Below are 23,448 nucleotides of genomic sequence, written 5' to 3'. Positions count from 1 at the left end.
GCTGGGACAACGCCGTGATCGAGAGGATCTTCAAGACGCTCAAGTACGAGTGGGTACCTGAAGGAGGCTACGCATCTATCGCCGAGGCCGAGAAGGAGCTGACCGACTTTCTGATCTACTACAACCTAGAACGGCAACACTCGCGACTAAACGACATCCCGCCAGTGCTCTTCGAGCAACTGGCGGCTCAGGCTCCTACACCGGTGTCCAGAAAAGCTTGACCACTGCAATTCATCGGCGATGCCCTTGCTGCTATCTTCAAACCCGACCACCGCCAAGGACACGGTTTGAAGCGATTCCTCCGCTACACCCTCATCCTGGTCGCATTCATCGCGGCCTTCCTCGCGTTCGTCGCGATCAGCGCATGGCCGAACATCGGCACGCTGCCCGACGCCGTGCAGACCGCGCGCGACGCGAAGTCGCCCGAGTGGCATAACGGCAAGTTCGAAAATCCGCTGCCCATGTATACGAACGTGAAAGGCGGCGCGTTTCAGATGTTGAAATCGGCGCCCGGCGAAGAGCCCGACGCGCCCGTTCCGACGATGGACTCCTCGGCGCTGTACAAAGTGCCGCCGGCATCCGGCCTGCGCGTTACCTGGTTCGGCCACTCATCCATGCTGCTCGAGATCGACGGCACGAACATCGTCGTCGACCCGCTATGGAGCGAGCGCGCCTCGCCCTTCTCCTGGCTCGGCCCGAAACGTTGGTATGAACCGCCGGTTCCCATCGACCATCTTCCCCATGTCGATGCGGTCATTGTTTCGCACGATCATTACGACCATCTCGATCGCGCTTCCATCCAGGCGTTCAATGCCCTTGGCGTCCGCTTCATCGTGCCGCTCGGCGTTGCTTCGCATCTCCGTGGCTGGGGCGTACCCGCCGAACGCATCACCGAACTCGACTGGTGGCAGGACGCGAAAGTCGGCAACCTCGACATCGTCTCCACGCCATCGCGCCATGCCTCCGGACGTCTGTCCGCGCGTAGCGACGTGACGCTCTGGACGGGATACGCGCTGATCGGCAAGGAACATCGCGTGTTCTATTCCGGCGATACCGGCTTCAACGATACCTTCGCCGACGTCGGTACGAAGTACGGGCCGTTCGACGTGAGCCTGATCGAATCAGGCCAGTACGACGCCCAGTGGCCGGACTGGCACCTCGGTCCGGAGCAGGCGATGAAGGTGCACGAGGAGGTGCGCGCAAAGGTGCTCATCCCCGTGCACTGGGGCCTTATCAAGCTAGCGCACCATGCGTGGACCGAACCGCCGGAGCGCATCCTTGCCGCGGCGACATGCAGCCATGCGGACGTGCTCGTGCCGGAGCCGGGGCAGGCGGTGGAACCCACGACGCACCCCGTCATCCCTCGCTGGTGGCCACCTCAGCGCGTGGCCACGGCGAAAGAGAAGCCGATCGTCGCATCGACGCACGGCGATCCCGCGCAGAAGTTCGACCTGCCGAGCTGCCCGTGATTGGCAAGCTAGGCGCGCCGGTAACCTTCTGTCGAAACGGAAGTTGTGATGTTGTCATCCCGAGTGTCGGATAATCGCGCTCAGTCCCCCGACACGGAAACCGAATGGATTCGTCCGATCTCATCAGATACTGGCACGCCGTCGAGCTTCTTCAGCCGCAGACCATTCCCGACATCAAGACGAGGGACAAGGCGCACCAGCCTTTCTTTCATGACATGGACCGGGATTCACCGCTTCCCTGGAACCCGTCGAGCCCGTTGGCACGCCAGGAACGGAAGGAAGGCAAGGTCTGGTCGCATCGGTTCTATGGGCACTGGTTCACCAGTGCCGAGGTCGATCGTGTGCTGTGCACGGCTTTTGGTGAAGAACACGGTTACCGTGAGCCGCAGGACCGCGACATCGCCCTCTTCGCATTGCGCTTTACTGAAGACGGTCGCATGGTCGCCGACAGTCTCGTCTTGTCGAGCGCGGCCTGGATGCTGGGGCGGGTGTACAACGGGCAGGATTGGACGCGGGGGTTCGACCTGGCACAGCGGGAGGCGACTCATCTAGCGAAGGAGCACCTCGGTGGCATCGTCGATGGCGATGCGTATCAGGCGCTGATCGATCGTGTGCTTGAACTCGTCGGATTGTCGTCCTTCTTTGCCGAAGACAAACGGCGGACTCGTGTCCTTTCGTTGCCGACCGACCCGAAGAATGCTGGGGACGTCGGCGACGATCCGCTCAACAGCTTTATTCTTGACGACCTGGCGGACGTCGCCTCGCACCTGCGCGAGGGTACGACGAGCGGTCCGCTCAGGGCCTACCTGGCTCGCCACGACGGCGCGCACCGGGTCGATGTCACCGACGATGGCCAGTCGGAATTCCTTATAGATACGCTTCTGCCCGATCGGCATCCCGAGGGATGCTGGCCAGCCGAGGATCACCGCGGCTTGGTGCACGCACAGCAATTGGCGGTGAACCGCATTCTCGGCGAGCTACGCACGACAAGCGGCATTCAGTCCGTCAACGGTCCTCCGGGTACGGGGAAGACGACGATGCTGCGCGACATCATTGCCGCCGTCGTGACTGAGCGCGCGGACGTGCTTGCTTCGCTGCCACGCGCGTCGGACGCCTTCGCGGCGAACGCGCGTCATGAAGTTGAGCAGATACAGGATGGCGGCCGCACGAAGTACTGCTACACGTTCAAAGAAGCCCTGTTCGGTTACGAGATCGTCGTCGCGTCGTCCAACAACGGCGCCGTCGAGAACGTGACCATGGAGCTTCCGCAGCGCGACAGGATCGACACATCATGGCTCGACCCGGACAACGATCACTTCAGCGATCTTGCCGAGTTGCTGGCTGGCCGCCCGGCCTGGGGTCTCGTGTCGGCGAAACTCGGTGCCAAGCGCAACCGCACCGACTTCACGAACAAGTTCTACTACGGCGCCGGCGACCTTCCCCCGATACCTGGGGACGATGGCGCTGCGTCGACGGCACGCAAAGCCCAGGGTTTCAGCGACTGGCTGAAGGAAAAATCTGCGACGACGTGGACGACGGCCACACGCCAGGAAGCCTGGTCGACAGCGGTCAGCCGCTATCGGGCCGCAAAAGCAGCGGCTGCCGACCTGCGGGCCGAAGCGACGGGCCTGGACGTGCGCCTGAAGGAAGCTCGCGAAGCCCGCCGCGGCGAACTGGCGTGCAGGCAGGCAGCAGATCTCGCGACCACCGCATGGCAAAACGCAACGCGTCAGAACGAATCCGCCGCATCGGCTCGCCATGCGCTTCGGGAAGCCGTGCAAAGACACATGGACCGGATTGCATCGCACGAATGCACTCGTCCCGGCTTGCTCGCCAACCTTCGCAGTCTCTGGGGTGCGTATCGCCGCTGGGCGAACGAACGAAGCCATATCCGTCAGGAAGAACGCGACGCGAGGGCGGACCTCGCAGCCTACGACCTTCGCGAGCGTCGACACGAGCAAGCCGTCAGCAGCGCCAGGAAACGCATGGACGAGGCTCACGCGGCGCTCGACGAGGTCACGGCCCGACGCGTTCGACTGCACGCCGAGCTGCTCGCCCTTGCACATCGTCTGGGCGCCGCTCATCTGGTCACCTGGCTGCAGACGGACCGGATCGGCCGCGGTGCCGACATCGAACTGGCGGAGCCGTGGCGCCTGCCCGGTTGGCGCAAGGCTCGCGCGAACGTCTTCATGGAGGCGTTACGCCTGCAACGCACTTTCTTCGAAATAGAGGCTAAGCGCGTCAAGGCGAACATGGATCTGGCGATGGCGATCCTCGCCGGCGGAACGTATCGCGCCACGCCACGCGCAGCGATACGTTCGGCGTGGGCGACGCTATTCATGGCGGTCCCGGTCTTGAGCAGCACCTTTGCGTCCTTCGCTCGCTCCTTTCGCACGCTCGGTGTTAGCGAGATCGGATGGCTGTTGATCGACGAAGCGGGGCAGGCGACTCCGCAGGCTGCCGTCGGCGCCCTCTGGCGTGCGAGGCGTGCCGTCGTCGTGGGCGATCCGTTGCAGTTGACGCCCGTCCTGACCGTGCCCGACTCCGTCCTCGAGCACATGCGTAAGGCCTACGGTGTCGATCCTTATTGGATTCCCAGCAGGCTGTCCGCCCAGGGACTCGCTGACGAAGCAAATCCGGTCGGCAGGATGCTCGGCCCGGAAGGTGCGAAATCCTGGGTGGGCTTGCCCTTGGTAGTTCACCGACGCTGCGACAAGCCGATGTTCGAGTTGGCCAACCGTATCGCCTACGACGGCGCGATGGTCTATGGAACGCTTCCACCCAGGACAGAGACGCTGGCGAGTCTTTGCACCGGCTGGGTCGACGTGACCGGTCGATCGGAGGACAACTGGGTCCCCGCGGAGGGCTTAGCGCTGATGTTGCTTCTCGATCGCCTTGCCGCTGAGGGCGTCGATCCGGCGGATATTTCGGTGATCACTCCGTTCCAAGACGTCAGGAACCAACTCAGGCGCCTGTTGAAAGGAAAGATGGTCCACGGAACGATTCACACCATGCAGGGCAAGGAGTCCAGCGTGGTGATCCTGGTGCTCGGCGGACGATCGGATGCGCCGGGTGCCCGCAACTGGGCCGTGTCCGAGCCGAATCTGCTCAACGTCGCGGCGACTCGGGCGAAACGCCGCTTCTACGTCATCGGTGATCGCAACGACTGGTGTCGTCGCCGGCTGTTCCACGACATCGCCGATCTACTCCCGTCGCCGCCGCCGATGATCGAATCCCGCGCGACTATTCCGGCATGACCAAATGCATCGGCGTCGCGATCAGCGGCTTGYCGGTGCATTCATCGACCACCACCGCCTTGATCGGCTCACCCGTCTCGTCACTGGCCAGATGGCTCGTGGGCGGACCGCCGCCGTTATAGGTGCGGCCCCATTCGCCAATGGCCGCCATGATCGGAATGAAGTCGCGCCCCGCCTGCGTCAGCACGTACTCGTCGCGCGGCGGACGCTCGCTGTAGCGGCGCTTTTCCAAGACGCCGGCCTCGGTGAGGGCCTTCAATCGACGCGAAAGGATGTTCGGCGCGATGCCGAGACTGGTCCTGAACTGGTCGAACTGGCTCATGCCACGGCTGGCATCCCGAAGGATGAGCACGCTCCAGGTGTCGCCCACGAAGGCGAGCCCACGGGAGATCGCGCAGGTACCGGAAGAAAGTTTGTCGATGTCCATTGCATTATGATATCGATGTCACTATCGTATGGCAACCTAGTTACTATCCTTTTGCAACTAACCCATCCGGAGAGACACCATGAGCACTGAAAACAAAGGCACGGCCATCGTGACGGGCGCTTCCTCGGGCATCGGCCAGGTCTACGCGGAGCGCCTCGCCGCCCGCGGTTACGACCTGATCCTGGTCGCCCGCCGACTCGACCGCCTGGAGGCACTGGTCACATCCATCGGCGAGAAGACCGGCCGCAAGGTCGAAGCCCTCAAGGCCGACCTGACCCAGAAGGCGGACGTCGCCCTCGTTGAGAAGCGCCTGAAGGAGGACGCCTCGATCACCTTGCTGGTAAACAACGCCGGCATCTCCCTCGAAGGCAGCATCCTCGATAACGACACCGCTGCCATCGAGCAGCTCATCGCCATCAACATCACCGCGCCGACGGTCCTCTCCGCCGCCGCTGCCAAGGTGTTCAAGGCCCGCGACAAGGGCGGCATCATCAATATCGCTTCTGTTCTGGCATTCGTGCCGGACCTGTTCGACGGCATCTATAGCGGCTCGAAGGCCCACGTGCTCAACGTCACCCTTGGCCTCGCCGCGCAGCTGAAGGGGACGAACGTGCGCGCCCAGGCCGTGCTGCCGGGCGCCACCCGTTCGGAGATCTGGGAGAAGTCCGGCAAGGACGTCGACGCGCTCCTGCCGGGCATGGTCATGGAAACGGCGGACCTGGTCGACGCGGGCCTCCTGGGCTTCGATCGCGGCGAAGTCGTCACCATTCCGCCGCTCGCGGACGAAGGTCAGTACCTGGCCTACGACGCCGCCCGCCTCGCGATGGGCCCGAACCTCTCGCGCAAGGACGTGGCTCCGCGCTACCGCGTGTAACAGCGAACGCCGTTCGCACCGGGCGCCATCCGCTGATCGGGCCAGCCAAGCTGGCCCGATCGGCATGCTTCCGAGTGTGAACAGCGGCTTATCCCACCTTTACACATCGACGCGCACGAATGCGCGCTAAACTACGGGGCTCGCTCGATTCTCTTGCGGTTCGGCATGCCCTCTTTTGTTTTTGGCGCCTTCGGGCTGTCCACGCTCTGGCTACTCCCCCTGCTCTGGCGCATCGGCGCCGCGCTGCTCCGTCGGCGTCGTCCGCCCACGGTCGGCCCGGGAGCGATTCGCTTCTGGTCGGGGTTTGCCCTGGTCCTGCTGGCGAGCACGGCGCTCGAGGGCATCGTGATCTCGCATTACACCGACGATCCTTCCGTCGGTGGTGTTGTATGCCGCTGGCTTGGCACCGCGTTCGGTGATTTCCCCGGCGCCGCCATCACCTCGCTGATCGCACTCGCGACCTTCGTCGTCGCACTGCCCTGGTACCTGGGCGTGCCGTGGTCTGCGGCCATCGTGCGTCTGAACGGGCTTCTCGAGCCGATGGGTGCATTGGCCATCGAAGGCACGCGCCGCCTCATGACGCGCACGGCCTCCCGCGCCACGGGCCGTCGCCCTGCATCCGCCGTGCGCCGTGCCGACCGAGCGCCAGCCGCCCGTCGTCGCACCAAGGTGCCTGCGAAGCCTGCCAACCCAGCGCCGATTGCCAAGCCGGCCCATGCGACATCCACCCGACGCGACGTCCCGCGCGCCGAGCCGAAGAACAACGATCCTGTGCGTCCGTCGGTATCGACACCGGTGCTGCCGCGCCATCGCGTCAAACCCGACACCGTCATTCGTGAGCCGTGGCTCGCACCGCGCGCGCTGGCTTCGGCGTCCCCCGAAAACGACACCGATGAGCGCGACGTCGAGATCCGTCGCGAGCCGGCACGGGTCGCCACGTCATACCGCACGCCAGAGCGACCGGTCATCGCAAACTCCGGACCGGCACGCGCGGAAGAACACTCGTTCACCGCTTCGCGTCGCGCCGAGGAAGAGCGCTTGCCTTACGAGTCGCTCGTGACGTCGTTTGCAGAGCCTGTCGTGCCTGCGGAACCCATAGCGCCCGTCGTCGAGCCGACCATTCCGGCGATCGCCCCCGTCTCGCGCTTCGCCGTGGCAGCCAACGATGCACCGCACGTCGAGCCGCTCCGCACCGTCACGCTGACGCCCGTGAGGCCACTGCGTAACGGCGGCGGTGTCAGCGCCGTCGGTATCCCTCCGTTGACCCTGCTCGCTCCGGCCTCACCCAGCTCGAATGCCGCGCTTGCCATTTCCGAGCAAGATCTCCGCGATACCGGCGAGTTGATCGAGCAACGCCTGCGCGAGTTCAAGGTTCCGGTGCAGGTCGTCGGCGCCTCGGCGGGCCCTGTCATCACGCGCTACGAAGTCGAGCCAGCCGTCGGTGTTCGCGGCAACCAGATCGTCGCGCTGATGAAGGATCTCGCCCGCGGCCTCGGCCGCACCACCATCCGCGTGGTCGAGACGATTCCGGGCAAGACATGCATGGGCCTCGAGCTACCGAACGAGCAGCGACAGATGATCGCGCTGTCGGAGATTCTCGACTCCGCCGAGTATCGCGAGTCCGATTCGCTGCTGACGCTGGCCATGGGCAAGGGCATCACCGGCGAACCGGTGGTTGCCGACCTGGCAAAGGCACCGCACATGCTGGTTGCCGGCACCACGGGTTCGGGCAAGTCGGTTGCGGTGAACGCGATGATCCTGTCGATGCTCTACAAGGCCACGCCTGAAGACGTCCGCATGATCATGATCGATCCGAAGATGCTGGAGCTCTCTGTCTATGAAGGTATCCCGCATCTGCTGGCGCCCGTCGTCACCGACATGAAGCTCGCCGCCAACGCGCTGAACTGGTGCGTGGCCGAGATGGAAAACCGCTACCGCGTCATGTCGGACCTGCGTGTGCGCAACCTCGCCGGTTTCAACCAGAAGGTGCGCGAGGCACGCGCGGCGGGCAAGCCCTTGTTCAATCCCTTCCCCGCGCATCCGGAAGTGCCGGAGCATCTCGACACCTTGCCGATGATCGTCGTGATCATCGACGAGCTGGCCGACCTCATGATGGTGGCCGGCAAGAAGATTGAAGAGCTGATTGCGCGGCTGGCGCAAAAGGCACGTGCCGCGGGTATTCATCTGATCCTTGCGACGCAGCGTCCGTCGGTGGACGTGATCACCGGCCTGATCAAGGCGAACATTCCCACGCGCGTCGCTTTCCAGGTGTCGTCGAAGATCGACTCGCGCACCATCCTCGACCAGATGGGCGCGGAGAGTCTGCTCGGCCAGGGCGACATGTTGTTCCTGCCGCCGGGTACGGGCTATCCACAGCGCATCCACGGTGCCTTCGTCGCCGATGAAGAAGTGCATCGCATCGTCGCGTGGCTGAAGCAGTTCGGTGAGCCGGACTACAAGGACGAGATCCTTGCCGGTCCGCCGAGCGAAGCCATGGACGGTGAGGCGGGCGAAGACGGCATCGATGCCGAGCTCGATCCCCTCTACGACGAAGCGGCGGCCTTCGTGCTGCGCTCTCGCCGTGCGTCCATCTCGTTCGTGCAGCGCCAGTTCCGCATTGGTTACAACCGCGCGGCGCGCCTGGTCGAGGCGATGGAAGCCGCGGGACTCGTTTCGTCGATGGGTATCAACGGCCAGCGTGAAGTCATCGCGCCGGGTCCCTCTGACTAAGCCCATGTAGGAGCCGATTCATCGGCGATGGGTGATGCGRCACGGTTAGGGATTGCCGACGAATCGGCTCCTACAAAGAACACAGCACGCAAAAAAAGGCCGGCCACCGTGAGGTGACCGGCCTTTTCACACGCGACGCTTATTCCTTCGTGAGGAGCTTCAGCGGCACGGCGATCGACTTGTCGACCGTCTGCTTGTCGATCAGCTTCTTTGCCGTCTCGACGCCGAGCTTGCCGATCTCTTCCGGCTGCTGGGCGACCGTGGCGGCCATGGCGCCGCTCTGCACGGCAGTCTTGCCGTCGGGCGTGCCGTCGAAGCCGACGACGAGGATCTTCTTGTTCTTGCCAGCAAGGGCCTGCACCGCACCGAGGGCCATTTCGTCGTTCTGGGCGAAGATCGCCTGGACGTCGGTGTTGCCCTGGAGCAGGTTCTCGCTGACCGAAAGGCCCTGCGCACGGTCGAAGTTCGCCGGCTGCTGCGCAACGACCTTCATGCCGGTGGTGGCGATTTCGTCGTCGAAGCCCTTGCCGCGTTCACGCGCCGCCGAGGTACCGGCGACACCCTGCAGTTCGATGATGTTGCCCTTGCCGCCAAGCTGCTTGGCGAGGAAGTCCGCCGCCATCTTGCCGCCGGCGATGTTGTCCGACGCGATGTGCGACGCGACCTCGGCACCGTCGACGCCGCGATCGAGCGTGATCACCGGGATGTTCGCGCGCTGCGCGGACTGCACGGCGCCCGCCAGCGCCGACGAGTCGGTCGGGTTAAGCAGGATTACCGAGACGCGCTTCTGGATCAGGTCTTCGACGCTGGAGATCTGGCGAGCCGGATCGTCCTGTGCATCGACCACCACCAGCTGCACGCCGGCGTCTTTGGCGGCCTTCTGGGCGCCGTCCTTGAGTTCGACGAAGAACGGGTTGTTCTGCGTCGACAAGGCCAGGCCGATCACCGGCGTACCGGAAGCGGCAGCGCCACCCGCGGTCGATGAAGCGGCGGGCGTGGATTCGCCCGGACCCTGCTGCGAGCAGGCCGCGAGCAGCGTTGCCGCTGCCGCGGCGAGAAAGGTGACTTTACGCATGGTGTATTCCCTCGTTTTGTTTTTTACTGCCGCCTGTCGAGCAGGACGGCGATCAGGATGACGATGCCCTTCACCACCTGCTGGTAGAAAGAGCTTACGCCGAGCAGGTTGAGACCATTGTTCAGGAAGCCGATCAGCAAGGCGCCGATCAGGGTGCCGAAGAGCCAGCCGCGGCCACCGGCCAGGCTGGTACCGCCAAGCACCACCGCGGCGATCGCGTCCAGCTCGTAGCCTGCACCGGCCGTCGCCTGCGCGGAGTACAGACGCGAGGTAAGCACGACGCCCGCGAACGCGGAGAGAAGACCGGAAAGACCGTAGATGGCGAGCTTCATCGGCGAAATACGCACGCCCGAGAGACGGGCCGCTTCTTCGTTACCGCCGATCGCCACGACATGGCGGCCGAACACCGTGCCGCGCAGCAGGAAGCCACAGAGGATGAAGGCGACGGCCATCCACATCACCGGCAGCGGGATCAGGTTGGCGATATAGCCGCCACCGAGCATGGCGAAGCCGGGGTTGGTGACGGGGATCGGGCTGCCCTGCGTATACGACAGCGTGAGGCCGCGCAGCAGGGTAACCGTGCCCAGCGTGGCGATGAATGGCGCCACCCTGCCCCACGAAACCAGTGCACCGTTGACCATGCCGAGCACCGCTCCGAGCGCGAGGCCTGCGCCTACCGAGAGCACCATGCCGTGGCCGGCCGCCATGAGGCCGGCGGTAATCGCACCGGTGAAGGCGAGGATCGCACCCACCGACAGATCGATACCACCGGACAGGATCACGAACGTCATGCCGAACGCGATCAGCGCGTTGATCGACACCTGGCGCAGCACGGTGAGCAGGTTGCCCGTGGTAAGGAAGTCCGGACTCAGCACCGATAGCACGATGAAGAGTAGGAGCAGCCCGATGACCGAGCCGAGGCGCTGGAACAGCGTCTTGGCCTGGCTCCAGTTGAGTTGAAGCGTCATGTCAGTGGCCTCCGGTCGCGGCAGTCATCACGGTTTCCTGGGTGGCACCGTGGGCGTCGAGCAGGGCCGTTGCATGGCCCTCGTGCATCACCAGGATGCGGTCGCTCATGGCGAGTACCTCCGGCAGTTCCGAGGAAATCATGAGAATGGCCACGCCCTGCTCCGCGAGTTGATTGATGATGTGATAAATCTCGGCCTTGCCGCCGACATCGACGCCGCGCGTGGGTTCGTCGAGGATGAGTACGCGCGGTTTGAGTGCCAGCCACTTGGCCAGCACGACTTTCTGTTGGTTGCCGCCCGACAGCGCACTGACATTGAGCTCCATGTCGCGCGTGCGGATCTTCAAGGCGTCGATCAGGCCACGTGTCTGTGTCTTCTCGCCACCGCGATCGACCAGGCCGACATGCGCAGGTACCCGCGGCAGGCTGATGTTCTCGCGCAAGCTGAGGTCGAGCACCAGGCCCTGCGCCTTGCGGTCTTCGGTGAGAAAACCGAAGCCGGCGTGGATCGCCTGGTTGGGGTTGGTCGCGGTCACCACGTCGCCGTCGAGCAGCACGCGGCCTTCGGAAGGCTTGTCGAGGCCGAACAACAAACGCGCCAGTTCGGTGCGCCCCGCCCCCAGCAGGCCGGCGACGCCAAGCACTTCGCCCGAACGAAGGTCGAAGCTCACGTCCTTCACCATGCCGCCGCTGATGTGTTCCACCTGCAGGCGAACCTTTCCCGGCGTGGAGCTGCGGACCGGGAAGCGCGCTTCGAGCGTGCGGCCGACCATCATCTTCACAACTTCGTCGAAGGCCAGCCCCGGCACGGGACGCGTGCCGACGAACTTGCCGTCGCGCAGGATGGAGATGCGATCGCAGAGCGCGAAGATTTCTTCCATGCGATGGGAAACGTAGACGATGCCCGTGCCCTTCTCGCGAAGCGCGCGGATCAGCTTGAACAGGGTGGTCGTCTCGTGTTCGGTCAGCGCGGCGGTCGGCTCGTCCATGATCAGGACGCGCGCGTTCTGGCCGAGCGCGCGAGCAATCTCGACCATCTGCTGCGTGCCGACGGAAAGGCGTTCGACGCGGGTATCGGGGTCGAGCTTTTCCATCCCGACCTGGGCGAGCCACTCCATCGCCTTCTTCGTCATCGCCTTGCGATCCAGCAGGCCGAAGCGCTGGATCTCGCGACCGAGAAACAGGTTGTCCGCGATGCTGAGGGCCGGAATCAGGTTGAGTTCCTGATGGATGATCGCGATGCCGTACTTCTCGGCGTCGGCGGGCGTGGCGATCGAGACGGGCTTGCCGTCGACCTGGATCGTGCCGGAGTCCGGCGCGTAGATCCCCGTGAGGATCTTCATCAGGGTGGATTTGCCCGCGCCGTTCTCACCCATCAAGGCGTGTATTTCGCCGGCGACCAGTTCGAAGTCGACGCCTTCGAGCACCTTCACCGGGCCGAAGGCCTTGTGGATGTCGTGCATGCTGACCAGCTGCGCGGCCATCAGAAGGTCACGCCGGCATGCAGGATCACATTGGCGTACGGCGAGGTTTCGCCGGTGCGCACCACGGCGACGGCGCGTGTGCTGAACCGCTTGAGGTCGTCGTGCGATACCTCATTCACGGGCACACCGTCCTTACCCAGTCGTGCGGCGAGCGCCACCAGTGCCGGATTGTGCGCATGGATCTCGCTGGCGACCGTCACGCTTTCGACGGCGAGCTCGGCATACACGGCCTCGAACACGGTGGCGAAATCCGGCGTACCGGGCAGTACCGCCAGGTCGATGCACGGAACACCGTGCGGAACCGGTAACCCGACATCGCCGATGATCAGCGTATCGGTATGCCCCATCGCGGCGATCACGCGATTGAGTTCCGCGTGAAGCAGGCCACTGCGTTTCATCAATGTGTCTCCAGGAACGCCGTGACCTCGTCGGCACGCGGCATGCCGCCCTGGGCGCCCAGGCGCGAGACGGCGATCGCCGCGGTGGCGCAAGCCTTGCGCACCGCCACGTCGAGGCCTTCGGCGAGGTACACCGCGAGCGCGGCGTTGAAAGTGTCACCGGCGCCGGTGCTGTCCACCGCGTCGACCTTGAAACCGCTCTGGTGCCGCGGCTCGTCGTCCTTGTCGCGGAACCATGCGCCGTCCTCGCCACGGGTCAGCACGACCGGGCAGGGCGCGCGTCGCATGAGCTCGCGGAAATCGGTTTCACCGTCCGCGCCGAGCACGGTGGCGAGTTCGTGCTGGTTCGGCGTGAGGAAGCGCACGCGCGACAGCCACTCGACCGGCAGCAACTGCGCGGGGGCGGGATTGAGGATGACGGGAGCGCCCTCTTCCTGCGCGATGCGAAGCGTGGCGTCCACCGCATCGAGGGGAATTTCCAGCTGGACCAGCACCGCGTCGGCGCCACGAATGATGTCGCGAGCAGCTTCGACCTGGGCGGGCGTGACACGGCCATTGGCGGCAGGCACCACGACGATGCTGTTCTCGCCACCGGCGACCGTGATCGACGCCGTACCGCTGCCTATACCGTCAACCCGGCTCACGTGCGTCACGTCGACGCCCTCGGCGACGAGGCCCTCATAGAGCTGCTTGCCGAACGCATCGTCGMCGACGCAGCCGACCATCGATACCGAGGCGCCAAGGCGAGCGGCGGCGACGGCCTGGTTCGCACCCTTGCCGCCGGGAATGGTTAGGAAACGGTCACCGGTCAGTGTCTCGCCCGGGCCGGCAAAGCGCGGCGCGAGGGTGACCAGGTCCATATTGATGCTTCCGACGACGACGATTCGCGTCATGCCATGTAGCTCCGCGGTGGTGACTTCGGAACGTCCGTTGTTCGCCGGTGTGATGGGGATGGCGCGCAAATATACGCCTTGCACGCGCAGGATGCTTTGATGCGCGTGCTTTCCATTTACCGGGAGAGGCCCTTGGCCTCGAGCTCAGCGAGGTAAGCGGGCCACGACGTGTCGTAGGCGCGACCGAGGTCGTACAGCGTGTCCCAACCGAAGATGCCACTGGCATGGCCGTCGTCGAAGCGGATCAGGACGCCGTAGTGGCCGGTCGGTTCGAGCGCGGTGATGCCGACGTTGCGCTTGCCGGCCACGAGCACCTTCTGTCCGGGGCCGTGGCCCTGCACTTCGGCGCTGGGCGAGTTCACCCGGAGATATTCACAGGGAAGTCGGAACCGTTCGTCGTTGTCGAAACTGACCTCGAGGATGCGCGAGGCCGAGTGCAGGACGATATCGAGGGGGCGCGGGCGGGACATGGGCCGGTGGCCTTGAATCAAATAAATGTAGGAGCCGATTCATCGGCGATGCTCTTGCCCTTGCCCTTGCTCGGTAGGAGCCGATTTATCGGCGATCCCTGCGGCGAGGGGTGCGCGAATGTTGCCGCGAACACCCTTCGCCGATGAATCGGCTCCTACAAGAGAGCAGAAGAACGGCCTTGGTTTAGTGCGCGCTGCCGAAGCCGCCGCCGGTGTCGCCCTGTTCGATCGGTGGCGGCACGCCGGCAACAGCGAGCAGCGAGGTGGCGTAGGCGTCTTCCATGCTGATGGTGGAAATCTCGTCCCAGGAGAAGAACGACGGCTCGGTGAGCCATTCCGCATCGGGGGTGATTTCCTGCATGTTGAAGCCTTCTTCCTCCACGCTGACAAGCCGGCCGATGTAGCAGACCTCGGCTTCGTCTTCGCTGTCGACATGCACGCCAATGACCGGCGCGTGCGCAGCGGCGGCCTTGACCACCTGCTGGATGTCGTCCAGCGGGAAATCCGCCGGCGGTGTCGGGCGGATGCCCTTCAGCGCGAGCGCTTTCTCCAGGAAGGTGCTGTGCTTGTCCGGGGCTTCGAATTCGGAGATGTCGCGATGCCGCATGATGTACATGCCGTCATAGCTGACGCCGTCGCCGATGACCCACAGAAGGAAAAATTCGCGGCCGACTCCGCCCACGTAGCCGCAGAAGCTGCCGTGTTCGAGTTCGTCACGCCACAGACGCACCAGCTGCTGACTGTCCTGCGCTTCACGCAGGCTCGCACGCTGGCCGTTGGTTTTGAGTTGAATAACCTTGCCCATATACGTCAATAGTTTACCAGAGGGGCGGCCCCTCATTGTTCAGAGGATGTAACGACTCAGATCCTCGTCCTTGACGAGCGAAGACAGCGTCTTGTCGACATATTCGGCGTCAATCGCATGCTTTTCGCCGGACTTGTCTGCTGCTTCGAAGGAAATGCGCTCCAACAGGCGTTCCATGACCGTGTGCAGGCGGCGGGCGCCGATGTTCTCGGTACGCTCATTCACCTGAAACGCCACCTCGGCCAGACGATCGATGCCGGACTCGGTGAACTCAAGCGTGACGCCCTCGGTGTTGAGCAGTGCAACATATTGCTTGGTCAGCGCGTTGTGCGGCTCGCGCAGGATGCGCTTGAAGTCGTCGACGGAGAGCGCCGACAGTTCCACGCGAATCGGCAGGCGCCCCTGCAATTCGGGAATGAGATCCGAAGGCTTGGCCAGCGAGAACGCGCCGGAGGCGATGAACAGGATGTGGTCCGTCTTGATCGCGCCGTACTTCGTCGACACCGTGGAGCCCTCGACCAGGGGCAAGAGGTCGCGCTGCACGCCCTCGCGGCTCACGCCCGCACCACCCCATTCCGAGCGCTGGGCGACCTTGTCGATTTCGTCGATGAAGACGATGCCGTTCTGCTCGGCGAGGTCCACCGCACGGGTGCGTAGCTCGTCGTCGTTGAGCAGCTTGCCGGCCTCCTCCTCGATCAACAGCGGGCGCGCCTGGCGGATGGTCATCTTGCGCTTCTGCGATTTCGAGCCACCCAGGTTCTGGAACATCTTGCCCAGCTGCTGGCTCATTTCCTCCATGCCCGGCGGGGTCATGATCTCGACGCCGACGTTGGTGGCGAAATCCAGTTCGATCTCGCGATCGTCCAGCGCGCCTTCGCGCAGCTGCTTGCGGAGCTTCTGGCGGGTGTCGCTGTCGATGGCTGGCGCCTGCGCGCCGGTGTCGTCCCAACCGGTGGCGGCCTGGCGGCGCGGGAGAAGCGCGTCCAGGAGACGATCTTCGGCGGCGTCCTCGGCCTGGCTACGAACCCGGCTCTTGGCCTGGTCGCGCACCAGCTTGTAGGAGACATCGGCGAGATCGCGGATGATCGACTCCACGTCCTTGCCGACATAGCCCACTTCGGTGAACTTGGTCGCTTCGACCTTCACGAAGGGCGCGTTCGCCAGGGTGGCCAGCCGCCGGGCGATCTCGGTCTTGCCGACGCCGGTCGGGCCGATCATCAGGATGTTCTTCGGCGTGACTTCCTCACGCATGCCCGGCTCCAGCTGCATGCGGCGCCAGCGGTTACGCAGCGCAATGGCCACGGCGCGCTTGGCGTCCTGCTGGCCGATGATGTAACGGTCGAGTTCGTTGACGATCTCGCGGGGAGTGAGTTCGGACATCGGCTCAGAGCTCCTCGATGGAGGTGTTGTGGTTGGTATAAATGCAGATATCGCCGGCAATCTTCAGGGATTTCTCCACGATCGTGCGTGCATCGAGCTCGGTGTTCTCCATTAGCGCCAGCGCGGCGGACTGCGCGTACGGACCGCCGGAGCCGATCGCGATCAGCCCGTGGTCGGGCTCGAGCACGTCGCCATTGCCGGAGATCAGCAGGGAGGCCTCCTTGTCAGCCACAGCCAGCATGGCCTCGAGGCGGCCCAGGCGGCGGTCGGTGCGCCATTCCTTGGCCATTTCCACGGCGGCACGGGTGAGATTGCCACCGTGTTTGACCAGCTTCTCCTCGAAAAGCTCGAAGAGGGTGAAGGCGTCAGCCGTGGCGCCAGCGAACCCGGCCAGGACATCGCCCTTGCCGAGGCGGCGCACCTTACGGGCGTTGGCCTTCATCACGGTATTGCCAAGGGTGACCTGACCGTCGCTGCCGATGACGACCTTGTCGCCCCGGCGGACGCAGACGATGGTCGTAGCGTGCATCGGTTCCATAGCGCGTTCCTTTAGGGAGTCGGCTAGACGTGGGGGCCGGGGCCTTAGGTAGCAAGCCTTGGGGTAGGCGGTGCCCTGGTAGGAGCCGATTCATCGGCGAGCTCTTTCTTCGGTGGAGACTGAGGCAAGCAACCTAGGGGGCGCGGCTGCGCCGCGGGGTTATTCATTATTCGCCGATGAATCGGCTCCTACGTTTACCTATTTTCGCTTCGCTCTTGGATGCGCCGCGTCGTACACCTTGGCCAGGTGCTGGAAATCCAGGTGGGTATAGATCTGGGTGGTGGCGATGTCAGCGTGGCCGAGCAGTTCCTGCACGGAGCGCAGGTCGCCGGACGACTCCAGCATGTGGCTGGCGAAGGTGTGCCGGAGCATGTGCGGATGGACTCGCTTGGTCTGCCCGCTGGACAGCTTGGCCAGCCGCATCTGCACGGCACGGGCGCTGATCGGCGCCCCGCCGCGGCCCTTGAACACCGGCTGCTCGGGCCCGGCCCCGCCAAGGGCGGCGAGCGCTTTCAGGGCGGTGATCGCAAAACGGCCCACCGGGAGGATGCGCGTCTTGCTGCCTTTGCCGAGCACCCGAACCTGGCCATCCTCGAGATCGAGGTCGCCCCAGTGCAGGCCGGTGAGTTCGGACAGACGCAAGCCACTGGAATAGAACAGCTCCATCATGGCCGAGTCGCGCGGTGCGAGCGTGCCGCCGAGATTCGTCTCGACCAGCTCCTTCGCCTCATCGGCGTCCAGCACCTGTGGCAGCTTGCGGCGCACCTTCGGTCCGCGAACGGCGGCGGCCGGGTCGTGGGCCAGCTGGCCCTCCCGCGTGAGGTAACGGAATAGCGTGCGGCAGGCGGAAAGCAGGCGCTGGATGCTGTTGGGCTGTAGGCCACCACGATGTTCACGGGCGATCATGCCGCGAAGTCGATCGGGACTGAGCGCGTCGAAGCTCGTCAGTCCCTCGGCTTCCATGAAACGAAGCAGCTTTTCGAGGTCGCGGCGGTAGGCCGCCAGGGTGTGGACCGACGGCGCGCGTTCGGCGGAGAAATGCCGAAGGAAGGCCTCGACGGCCTCGCGCGGGCTCACGCCGCCTTCCGCGCCCGTTCGATCGCCGAGCCGACGGTGGTCGAAATCATGTCCAGGAACAGGGTGCCCATGCCCGGGTGGAAGCGGTCGGCGTCGGCGCTGCCGATGGCCAGCAAGGCGTCCGGCCCGACGCGCATCAGCGCGGCCGAACGAACATCCGGGGCCTCGTTGCCGAACAGGCGATGCAACTTGTCCGGCGCAAGGCGCCCGGCGACGGGGTCGGCGTGCTCCAGGAACGAGGCGAACTCGGGCAGGCCCGAGCTCCCGCGAGGCTCGCGAAGCAGCCACGGCTCATCGGGCAGGCCGGCCAGGTCGCCGAAGAAAACCAGGCGAATCCGCTCGGACTGGAAGTCCTCGGTCAGGCGACGGACCACGCTGCGCACGGTCTCTTCGATGTCCTTCGCGCTGAGCAGCGCAAGCATCAGACCGTGCACGCGGCGCATCAGTTTCTCGTTGTCGCCAGCGATGGCGGCCAGCTCCTTCAGCCGTGTTTCCAGCTCGGCGTTCTTGTCACGCAGGCCGCGCAGCTGGTGCACGGCGAGCGATGCCGCCGGTCCGTTGCTGCTGGGCAGGGTGAGCGCGTTGGCCAGTTCGGGGTAATCGGCGAGGAAATCCGGGTGTCGCCGCAGGTAGGACGCCACGGTGGCTGGCTTGATGTCGCCGTCGATCGCGGTGTCGGTCATGGGGTGTGCTTCCTGTTTAGAGCGAGTGTGCCCCGTTCGCGTGCGAACGTCACACTTCGCCTTCGAAAACGAAGGCGGCAGGGCCGGTCATCCACAGCGTGTGGCCGGGGCCGTGCCATTCGATGGTGAGGGTGCCGCCGGGGAGTTCAACGTGCACAACCGGGGCGGCCATGCCCAGCGACTGGGCCACCGCCGCCGCGGCGCAGGCGCCGGTGCCGCAGGCGCGGGTCCAGCCGCTGCCGCGTTCATGTACGCGCAGGCGGATGCGATCGGGTCCGAGGCGCTGGGCGAAGCCGACATTCACGCCCTGCGGGAACGCGGGGTGGGCCGTCAGCGCCGGGCCGAGCAGGTCGATTCGCGGATCGGCAAGGTCATCGTCGAAGACGACCGCATGCGGATTGCCCATCGAGACGGCGCCGAAGGTGATCCGCTCGCCGACGACTTCCAGGGTGTATGTCGCGGCCGGCGCGGGTGCATCGAACGGCAGGGAGGCTGGATCGAAATCCGGCTCGCCCATGTCGACCACCACGCGGCCCTCATCCAGTACCCGCACCGTGACCGGTCCGGAGGGACTTTCCAGGCGAACATCGGTGTCGCGTTCGATCACCCCGTCGCGGAACAGCCACGCGGCGACACAGCGCACGCCGTTGCCGCACTGGCCCGAGGGCGAACCATCCGCATTCCAGATGCCGTAGTAGAACTCGCAGGAGGGATCCCGCGCCGGCTCGATGCTGATCAGCTGGTCGAAGCCGACGCCGGTGTGTCGATCGGCCAGGGCGGCGATGCGGGCCGCGTTAGGCGTTCGCCCCGCGTCCTCGCGCCAGTCCACGATGACGAAGTCGTTGCCGATCCCATGCATCTTGGTGAAGCGGTTGGGCATCGTCGTTACTGGTGAATGACGGAGTTGAACGGGGTGATGGTACTGGTGGCCCGTGCGGGGCCCTCCACCGTCGAGGCGGCGGCGGGATGCACGCCCTGTGGATTGGCTGTCGTACCCGGCGCCGGCGGCGGGGGCAAGAACAGGTCACCCTTCTGGCCACAACCGGAAAGCGCGGCGGTAGCGGCGATGGCGAACGGCAGGATCAGTCGGCGCATGGGCGATTCCCCGTAAACGGCGGCCAGTATAGCCCCGCGGTACTCAGAGCGGCTTTTCGAAGCGCAGGGCATCCGCACCGTCGGCGTAGTAGCGCGCGTACTCGCCGATGATCCGGTAGCCCAGGTGTTCGTAGAGACGAATGGCCACGTCGTTGTCCTTGCGCACTTCGAGCCGCAGCGCACGGCAGCCGCGCGAGCGGGCCGTATCCTCAGAGGCAACGACCAGCGCCGATCCCACGCCCTTGCCCTGGGCTTGGGGCTTGGTAGCAAGGGAATACAGGCGCGCGACGGTGCTGCCCTTACGGAAGAACACCACCGCCGTGCCGAGGAAGCGGCGATGATTCGCGCTGGCAACGAGCACCAGCGCGCTTTCGCTATCCAGATGCTTGCGGTACTGGGCGCGGCTGAGGCGGTCCTGGGTGAAGCTCGATTCCTCGAGGGCGACCAGATCGTCTAGATCGCTGACCTCGGCGCGACGAACGCGAACCGCAGCGGTAACCGGGGGTGGACGCATGCGCTTTGGGAACTCCGGCGCGAGGGGATGACGGCTGCGGAGCCGGACGGGGAGAATCGGCAAGCGCGGCACTGTAGACCTCGGGCCCGGGTCGATCAATGACTTTTTCATGAATTCGTTTAAACAGGCTTCATCGCTGGCGCTTGTGCGCCGCGGCACCGGAGGACCACACTGCGCCACCGACGAAACAAACGACTCCAGGTGGAGTCGCCGCGCAGGTATTCGTCGTCTGTCGAGGTCTCATGAGCCGGCTCGTCATCGTCGTGGAAAAAGCCTCGGACTGGGGCTCCTATTACCCATCCGCCGATGTCGTCAGCGCCATGGACTACCTCCGTGAGCCGGTGGGTGGCGACGACGAGCGCACGCACGTCATCAACCTTTGCCGCAGCTACAAGTACCTCGGCACCGGCTACTACGTGTCGTTGCTGGCGGAAGCGCGCGGCCACAAGGTGATYCCCTCGGTGCGCACGGTGAACGACTTGCGCCGTCGTTCCCTCTACGGCCTGGACATCGACGACCTCAACCAGAAACTGGCGAACTTCCTGCCGGCGGGTGGTCGTGACACCACCGACTTCGGCGTGCTCGTCTACTTCGGCGAGACCGCTTATGAAGACCTGCAGGATCTTGCGAGGCAGATCTTCGAGATGTTCCCCTGCCCGCTGATGGGCATCGAGTTCGAGCGCGAGCGTGTGTGGCAGGTCTCGTCGATCAAACCCGTGGGCCTGCACACGCTGGACGACGCCCAGGAAGACGCCTTCGCCCAGGCGCTGGACAAGTTTTCCAAGAAGCTCTGGCGCAAGCCCAAGGCGCGACGCCGCTTCCGATACGACATCGCCATGCTGGTCGACCCGAACGAAAGCATGCCGCCTTCGAACAAGAAGGCGCTGAAGCACTTCATCGAAGCAGGCAAGCACCTGGGTATCGAGGTCGACCCGATCGGCAAGAACGACTACCAGCGCCTCGCCGAATACGACGGCCTGTTCATTCGCGAAACCACGGCCAGCGACAACCACACCTATCGCTTCGCGCACCGCGCGGAAAAGGAAGGCATGGTGGTGATGGACGACCCCACGTCGATCCTGCGCTGCACGAACAAGATCTTCCTTAATGATCTGATGGTGGCACGCAAGCTCGCCACGCCGATCACGGAGATCATCTACCGCGACGACGCCAGGCGCGTGCGCGAACTGCCCGATCGCCTGGGCCTGCCCATCGTGCTGAAGATTCCGGATGGTTCGTTCTCTCGGGGCGTGGTCAAGGTGGAGACGCGCGAAGCGCTGGAGAAGGCCGCGGCGGAGTTGTTCTCGCACAGCGCGTTGCTGATTGCGCAGGAATACCTGTACACCGAGTTCGACTGGCGCATCGGCGTGCTCAATCACGAGCCGCTCTATGCCTGTCAGTACTACATGTCGCGCGGTCACTGGCAGATCTACAACCACGGCGCCAAGGGCACGGCCAAATCCGGCGGATTCCGTACGGTGCCCGTGCGGGAGGCGCCTGCCGAAGTCGTCAAGCTGGCGCTGAAGGCGACGCAGACCATCGGCGACGGTCTCTACGGCGTCGACCTCAAGCAGGTCGGTGACAGACCCGTGGTCATCGAGGTAAACGACAATCCGTCGATCGATGCCGGCGTCGAGGACGGTTACCTGGGCGAGGACCTCTACCTGCGCATCATGCAGGAGTTCCTGCGCCGCCTCGAACTCAAGCGCCTGGGCATAAAAACCTGATGCCCAGGCTTTTGTAGGAGCCGATTCATCGGCGATCCCGCGGCAGCGGGCCGGACCCAGGCAGCCACCCCATCGCCGCTGAAGCGGCTCCCACAAGGGACGCCAGCAGCGACAGCGGTAGCCCCGGCTTCATTGCCACCAGCACGCTGGCCGGCGCCAGCGTCAGCCAGAACGCCGGCGTCCAGCCCAGCGACTCGCTATGCGCCGAGAGCGGCGTCACCAACAGTAGCAAGGTGCCCACGGCCAGCCAGGCCATGGCGATCAGGGCGCGAACGCGGCGGGGCGAGAGCGTGTCGTTCATGGCGTAACTCCGGAAAGCGGCGGCGTGGTGGGCGGGAGCGCGGTGTCGGTGAACTCAGGCTAGGCACCCCCCGTCTCAGGGATCGCGACCCGTTGACCCCACCGTGACGCCCAGCCGACCACGCTGCCTCCATGAACCGACTCTCGCTGGTCCTCCTCCTCGCCGCCGGCATGACCACGGCCGGATGCGCCGCCGATGCCCCGCTGAAGACCGTGGGCCCCGTGGACCTGCCCCGCTACATGGGTACCTGGTACGTCGTGGGCAACATTCCCAACTTTGCCGAGCGCGGCAAGGTGGCCACGGCGGACGAGTACTCGCTACGGCCGGACGGCCAGATCGACAACATCTACCACTACCGGAAAGGCTTCGATCAGCCCGCGAAGACCTGGCACGGCAAGGCGTGGCTGCCCGATCCGAAAGACGCCAGCCGCTGGAAGGTACAGCTGCTATGGCCGTTCCGCTCCGATTACATGATCCTCGCCCTGTCCGATGACTACCGCGTCAGCATGGTGGGCCTACCCTCACGCAAACTGCTCTGGATCATGTCGAAGGATCGGACCATGGACGATGCCGTCTACCAGCGTCTGATCGACATCGCCCGCCAGCAGGGTTTCCCGGTCGAGCAGATGCGCCGCGTTCCGCAGTCTGCCGACGATGTCGGCAAGCCCGGTTATCAGTAGGCCGCGTTAGAATTGGCGTACCGGGCGGATTCGGTCCGGCGTCGATCCAGGAGTGTCCATGAGCGCTGAAGCGCACCGTTTTGCCGTGTTCGGTCATCCGATCGCGCATTCGCTGTCCCCGCAGATCCACCAGGCCTTTGCCGAACAACTCGGCATCCGCCTGAGCTACGAGACCATCGATGCCGCGCCGGACCAGTTCGAACCGGCCGTTCGCCGCTTCTTCGCCGAAGGCGGCCTCGGGGCCAACGTGACCATGCCGCACAAGCGCGCTGCCCTGAACGTGGCGCAGGAGCGTTCGGAGGCGGCCGTCCGCGCCGGCGCGGCCAACACGCTCACCCCCCTGATTGGCGGCAAGCTCCAGGCACACAACACCGACGGCAGCGGTTTCGTCCGAGATATCACGGAACGTCACGCGCTCGACCTGCGCGGGCACGATGCCCTCCTCCTCGGCGCCGGCGGCGCCGCACGCGCCGTCGCCTGGGCACTGCTCGATGCAGGCGTCGAGACGCTGACCATCGTCAACCGCACGCCGGAGCGCGCCGACGAACTGGCCGACGCCATCGGCGAGCCCGCCCGCTGCCATACCCGGTATTGGGAATTGGGA

23 protein-coding genes and 1 pseudogene are annotated in these 23,448 nt (G+C 64.9%); 8 read left to right on the top strand and 16 right to left on the bottom strand.

What is annotated here, in order from left to right; translation table 11 throughout:
- The 3 genes from AC1DSN_RS05505 to AC1DSN_RS05495 form a co-directional block, all read left to right on the top strand.
- Positions 1–221, top strand: a 221-nt coding sequence (locus tag AC1DSN_RS05505) for an integrase core domain-containing protein (protein WP_477329870.1), incomplete at its 5' end; no start/stop codon positions are given.
- A 66-nt stretch (positions 222–287) separates the two neighbouring features.
- Positions 288–1,469 carry an MBL fold metallo-hydrolase gene (locus AC1DSN_RS05500; protein ID WP_477293516.1) on the top strand — a complete coding sequence of 394 codons (1,182 nt, stop codon included), beginning with the start codon at positions 288–290 and terminating at the stop codon, positions 1,467–1,469.
- Between the two features lie 104 nt (positions 1,470–1,573).
- On the top strand, positions 1,574–4,726 hold the full coding sequence (locus AC1DSN_RS05495) for a DEAD/DEAH box helicase (protein ID WP_477293514.1): 3,153 nt from the start codon (positions 1,574–1,576) through the stop codon (positions 4,724–4,726).
- Here AC1DSN_RS05495 and AC1DSN_RS05490 read toward each other — a convergent pair.
- A complete protein-coding gene (locus AC1DSN_RS05490) occupies positions 4,713–5,048 on the bottom strand; it encodes a winged helix-turn-helix transcriptional regulator (RefSeq protein WP_477329868.1) in 336 nt (111 codons plus the stop codon). The genes AC1DSN_RS05495 and AC1DSN_RS05490 overlap by 14 nt on opposite strands.
- 184 nt (positions 5,049–5,232) lie before the next feature.
- On the opposite strand from AC1DSN_RS05490, the gene AC1DSN_RS05485 reads away from it, so the two are divergent.
- The gene (locus AC1DSN_RS05485) at positions 5,233–6,027 is read left to right on the top strand and encodes an SDR family NAD(P)-dependent oxidoreductase (RefSeq protein ID WP_477293510.1); all 795 of its coding nucleotides are present in this window, start codon (positions 5,233–5,235) and stop codon (positions 6,025–6,027) included.
- 165 nt (positions 6,028–6,192) lie between these two features.
- Complete coding sequence (locus tag AC1DSN_RS05480; RefSeq protein WP_477293508.1) at positions 6,193–8,757, top strand: FtsK/SpoIIIE family DNA translocase; 2,565 nt, start codon at positions 6,193–6,195, stop codon at positions 8,755–8,757.
- Between the two features lie 139 nt (positions 8,758–8,896).
- Here the strand turns inward: AC1DSN_RS05480 and rbsB are convergent, their stop codons facing one another.
- The 14 genes from rbsB to AC1DSN_RS05410 all read right to left on the bottom strand — a co-directional run bounded on the left by rbsB (position 8,897) and on the right by AC1DSN_RS05410 (position 20,136).
- Positions 8,897–9,832: a ribose ABC transporter substrate-binding protein RbsB gene (gene rbsB / locus AC1DSN_RS05475; protein WP_477293506.1), complete on the bottom strand. Its 936-nt coding sequence runs from the start codon at positions 9,830–9,832 to the stop codon at positions 8,897–8,899.
- A gap of 23 nt (positions 9,833–9,855) precedes the next feature.
- Positions 9,856–10,800, bottom strand: a complete 945-nt coding sequence (locus tag AC1DSN_RS05470; RefSeq protein WP_477329866.1) for an ABC transporter permease subunit — start codon at positions 10,798–10,800, stop codon at positions 9,856–9,858.
- A gap of 1 nt (position 10,801) precedes the next feature.
- Positions 10,802–12,283, bottom strand: a complete 1,482-nt coding sequence (locus AC1DSN_RS05465) for a sugar ABC transporter ATP-binding protein (RefSeq protein WP_477293502.1) — start codon at positions 12,281–12,283, stop codon at positions 10,802–10,804.
- On the bottom strand, positions 12,283–12,681 hold the full coding sequence (rbsD, locus tag AC1DSN_RS05460; protein WP_477293500.1) for a D-ribose pyranase: 399 nt from the start codon (positions 12,679–12,681) through the stop codon (positions 12,283–12,285). The genes AC1DSN_RS05465 and rbsD overlap by 1 nt, the downstream gene beginning before the upstream one ends.
- Entirely contained in the window at positions 12,681–13,574 is an 894-nt protein-coding gene (gene rbsK / locus AC1DSN_RS05455) for a ribokinase (RefSeq protein ID WP_477329872.1), read from the bottom strand. The genes rbsD and rbsK overlap by 1 nt, the downstream gene beginning before the upstream one ends.
- Positions 13,575–13,690: 116 nt before the next feature.
- A complete protein-coding gene (locus AC1DSN_RS05450) occupies positions 13,691–14,044 on the bottom strand; it encodes a gamma-butyrobetaine hydroxylase family protein (protein WP_046968103.1) in 354 nt (117 codons plus the stop codon).
- A gap of 184 nt (positions 14,045–14,228) precedes the next feature.
- A complete protein-coding gene (locus tag AC1DSN_RS05445) occupies positions 14,229–14,849 on the bottom strand; it encodes a hypothetical protein (RefSeq protein WP_063572653.1) in 621 nt (206 codons plus the stop codon).
- A 39-nt stretch (positions 14,850–14,888) separates the two neighbouring features.
- On the bottom strand, positions 14,889–16,229 hold the full coding sequence (gene hslU, locus AC1DSN_RS05440; RefSeq protein WP_213949094.1) for an ATP-dependent protease ATPase subunit HslU: 1,341 nt from the start codon (positions 16,227–16,229) through the stop codon (positions 14,889–14,891).
- A 4-nt stretch (positions 16,230–16,233) separates the two neighbouring features.
- Positions 16,234–16,767 (bottom strand): ATP-dependent protease subunit HslV, encoded by a 534-nt coding sequence (gene hslV, locus AC1DSN_RS05435; protein ID WP_063572655.1) that lies wholly within the window; start codon positions 16,765–16,767, stop codon positions 16,234–16,236.
- A gap of 198 nt (positions 16,768–16,965) precedes the next feature.
- A complete protein-coding gene (locus AC1DSN_RS05430; RefSeq protein ID WP_213949095.1) occupies positions 16,966–17,844 on the bottom strand; it encodes a tyrosine recombinase XerC in 879 nt (292 codons plus the stop codon).
- Complete coding sequence (locus tag AC1DSN_RS05425) at positions 17,841–18,527, bottom strand: DUF484 family protein (protein ID WP_063574262.1); 687 nt, start codon at positions 18,525–18,527, stop codon at positions 17,841–17,843. The genes AC1DSN_RS05430 and AC1DSN_RS05425 overlap by 4 nt, the downstream gene beginning before the upstream one ends.
- Before the next feature lie 49 nt (positions 18,528–18,576).
- Positions 18,577–19,407, bottom strand: a complete 831-nt coding sequence (gene dapF / locus AC1DSN_RS05420; RefSeq protein WP_477293496.1) for a diaminopimelate epimerase — start codon at positions 19,405–19,407, stop codon at positions 18,577–18,579.
- Positions 19,408–19,412: 5 nt separating this feature from the next.
- Complete coding sequence (gene lptM / locus AC1DSN_RS05415) at positions 19,413–19,622, bottom strand: LPS translocon maturation chaperone LptM (RefSeq protein ID WP_213949097.1); 210 nt, start codon at positions 19,620–19,622, stop codon at positions 19,413–19,415.
- A gap of 43 nt (positions 19,623–19,665) precedes the next feature.
- Positions 19,666–20,136 (bottom strand): GNAT family N-acetyltransferase, encoded by a 471-nt coding sequence (locus tag AC1DSN_RS05410; RefSeq protein ID WP_063572512.1) that lies wholly within the window; start codon positions 20,134–20,136, stop codon positions 19,666–19,668.
- A 242-nt stretch (positions 20,137–20,378) separates the two neighbouring features.
- On the opposite strand from AC1DSN_RS05410, the gene AC1DSN_RS05405 reads away from it, so the two are divergent.
- Complete coding sequence (locus tag AC1DSN_RS05405; RefSeq protein WP_477329864.1) at positions 20,379–21,863, top strand: RimK family protein; 1,485 nt, start codon at positions 20,379–20,381, stop codon at positions 21,861–21,863.
- A gap of 25 nt (positions 21,864–21,888) precedes the next feature.
- Here AC1DSN_RS05405 and AC1DSN_RS05400 read toward each other — a convergent pair whose 3' ends face one another.
- Positions 21,889–22,164, bottom strand: a complete 276-nt coding sequence (locus tag AC1DSN_RS05400) for a hypothetical protein (RefSeq protein ID WP_477293492.1) — start codon at positions 22,162–22,164, stop codon at positions 21,889–21,891.
- 131 nt (positions 22,165–22,295) lie between these two features.
- On the opposite strand from AC1DSN_RS05400, the gene AC1DSN_RS05395 reads away from it, so the two are divergent.
- Positions 22,296–22,844, top strand: coding sequence for a lipocalin family protein (locus tag AC1DSN_RS05395; protein ID WP_477293490.1), 549 nt, complete (start codon positions 22,296–22,298; stop codon positions 22,842–22,844).
- Between the two features lie 58 nt (positions 22,845–22,902).
- Positions 22,903–23,448: pseudogene (locus tag AC1DSN_RS05390) on the top strand (shikimate dehydrogenase); the annotation flags it as partial.

The organism is Luteibacter sp. P4_D7_3, from assembly GCF_056401735.1.
This window is presented reverse-complemented; position numbering and strand designations above follow the sequence as displayed.

What these genes read in the sequence shown, in the direction of transcription:
- AC1DSN_RS05495 (WP_477293514.1), top strand. Translation starts at nt 1,574, where the DNA reads ATGGATTCGTCCGATCTCATCAGATACTGGCACGCCGTCGAGCTTCTT.
- AC1DSN_RS05450 (WP_046968103.1), bottom strand. Translation starts at nt 14,044, where the DNA reads ATGTCCCGCCCGCGCCCCCTCGATATCGTCCTGCACTCGGCCTCGCGC.
- AC1DSN_RS05395 (WP_477293490.1), top strand. Translation starts at nt 22,296, where the DNA reads ATGAACCGACTCTCGCTGGTCCTCCTCCTCGCCGCCGGCATGACCACG.
- hslV (WP_063572655.1), bottom strand. Translation starts at nt 16,767, where the DNA reads ATGGAACCGATGCACGCTACGACCATCGTCTGCGTCCGCCGGGGCGAC.
- rbsD (WP_477293500.1), bottom strand. Translation starts at nt 12,681, where the DNA reads ATGAAACGCAGTGGCCTGCTTCACGCGGAACTCAATCGCGTGATCGCC.
- AC1DSN_RS05400 (WP_477293492.1), bottom strand. Translation starts at nt 22,164, where the DNA reads ATGAACGACACGCTCTCGCCCCGCCGCGTTCGCGCCCTGATCGCCATG.
- AC1DSN_RS05470 (WP_477329866.1), bottom strand. Translation starts at nt 10,800, where the DNA reads ATGACGCTTCAACTCAACTGGAGCCAGGCCAAGACGCTGTTCCAGCGC.
- AC1DSN_RS05410 (WP_063572512.1), bottom strand. Translation starts at nt 20,136, where the DNA reads ATGCGTCCACCCCCGGTTACCGCTGCGGTTCGCGTTCGTCGCGCCGAG.
- AC1DSN_RS05445 (WP_063572653.1), bottom strand. Translation starts at nt 14,849, where the DNA reads ATGGGCAAGGTTATTCAACTCAAAACCAACGGCCAGCGTGCGAGCCTG.
- AC1DSN_RS05480 (WP_477293508.1), top strand. Translation starts at nt 6,193, where the DNA reads ATGCCCTCTTTTGTTTTTGGCGCCTTCGGGCTGTCCACGCTCTGGCTA.
- hslU (WP_213949094.1), bottom strand. Translation starts at nt 16,229, where the DNA reads ATGTCCGAACTCACTCCCCGCGAGATCGTCAACGAACTCGACCGTTAC.
- lptM (WP_213949097.1), bottom strand. Translation starts at nt 19,622, where the DNA reads ATGCGCCGACTGATCCTGCCGTTCGCCATCGCCGCTACCGCCGCGCTT.
- AC1DSN_RS05465 (WP_477293502.1), bottom strand. Translation starts at nt 12,283, where the DNA reads ATGGCCGCGCAGCTGGTCAGCATGCACGACATCCACAAGGCCTTCGGC.
- AC1DSN_RS05425 (WP_063574262.1), bottom strand. Translation starts at nt 18,527, where the DNA reads ATGACCGACACCGCGATCGACGGCGACATCAAGCCAGCCACCGTGGCG.
- rbsB (WP_477293506.1), bottom strand. Translation starts at nt 9,832, where the DNA reads ATGCGTAAAGTCACCTTTCTCGCCGCGGCAGCGGCAACGCTGCTCGCG.
- AC1DSN_RS05485 (WP_477293510.1), top strand. Translation starts at nt 5,233, where the DNA reads ATGAGCACTGAAAACAAAGGCACGGCCATCGTGACGGGCGCTTCCTCG.
- dapF (WP_477293496.1), bottom strand. Translation starts at nt 19,407, where the DNA reads ATGCCCAACCGCTTCACCAAGATGCATGGGATCGGCAACGACTTCGTC.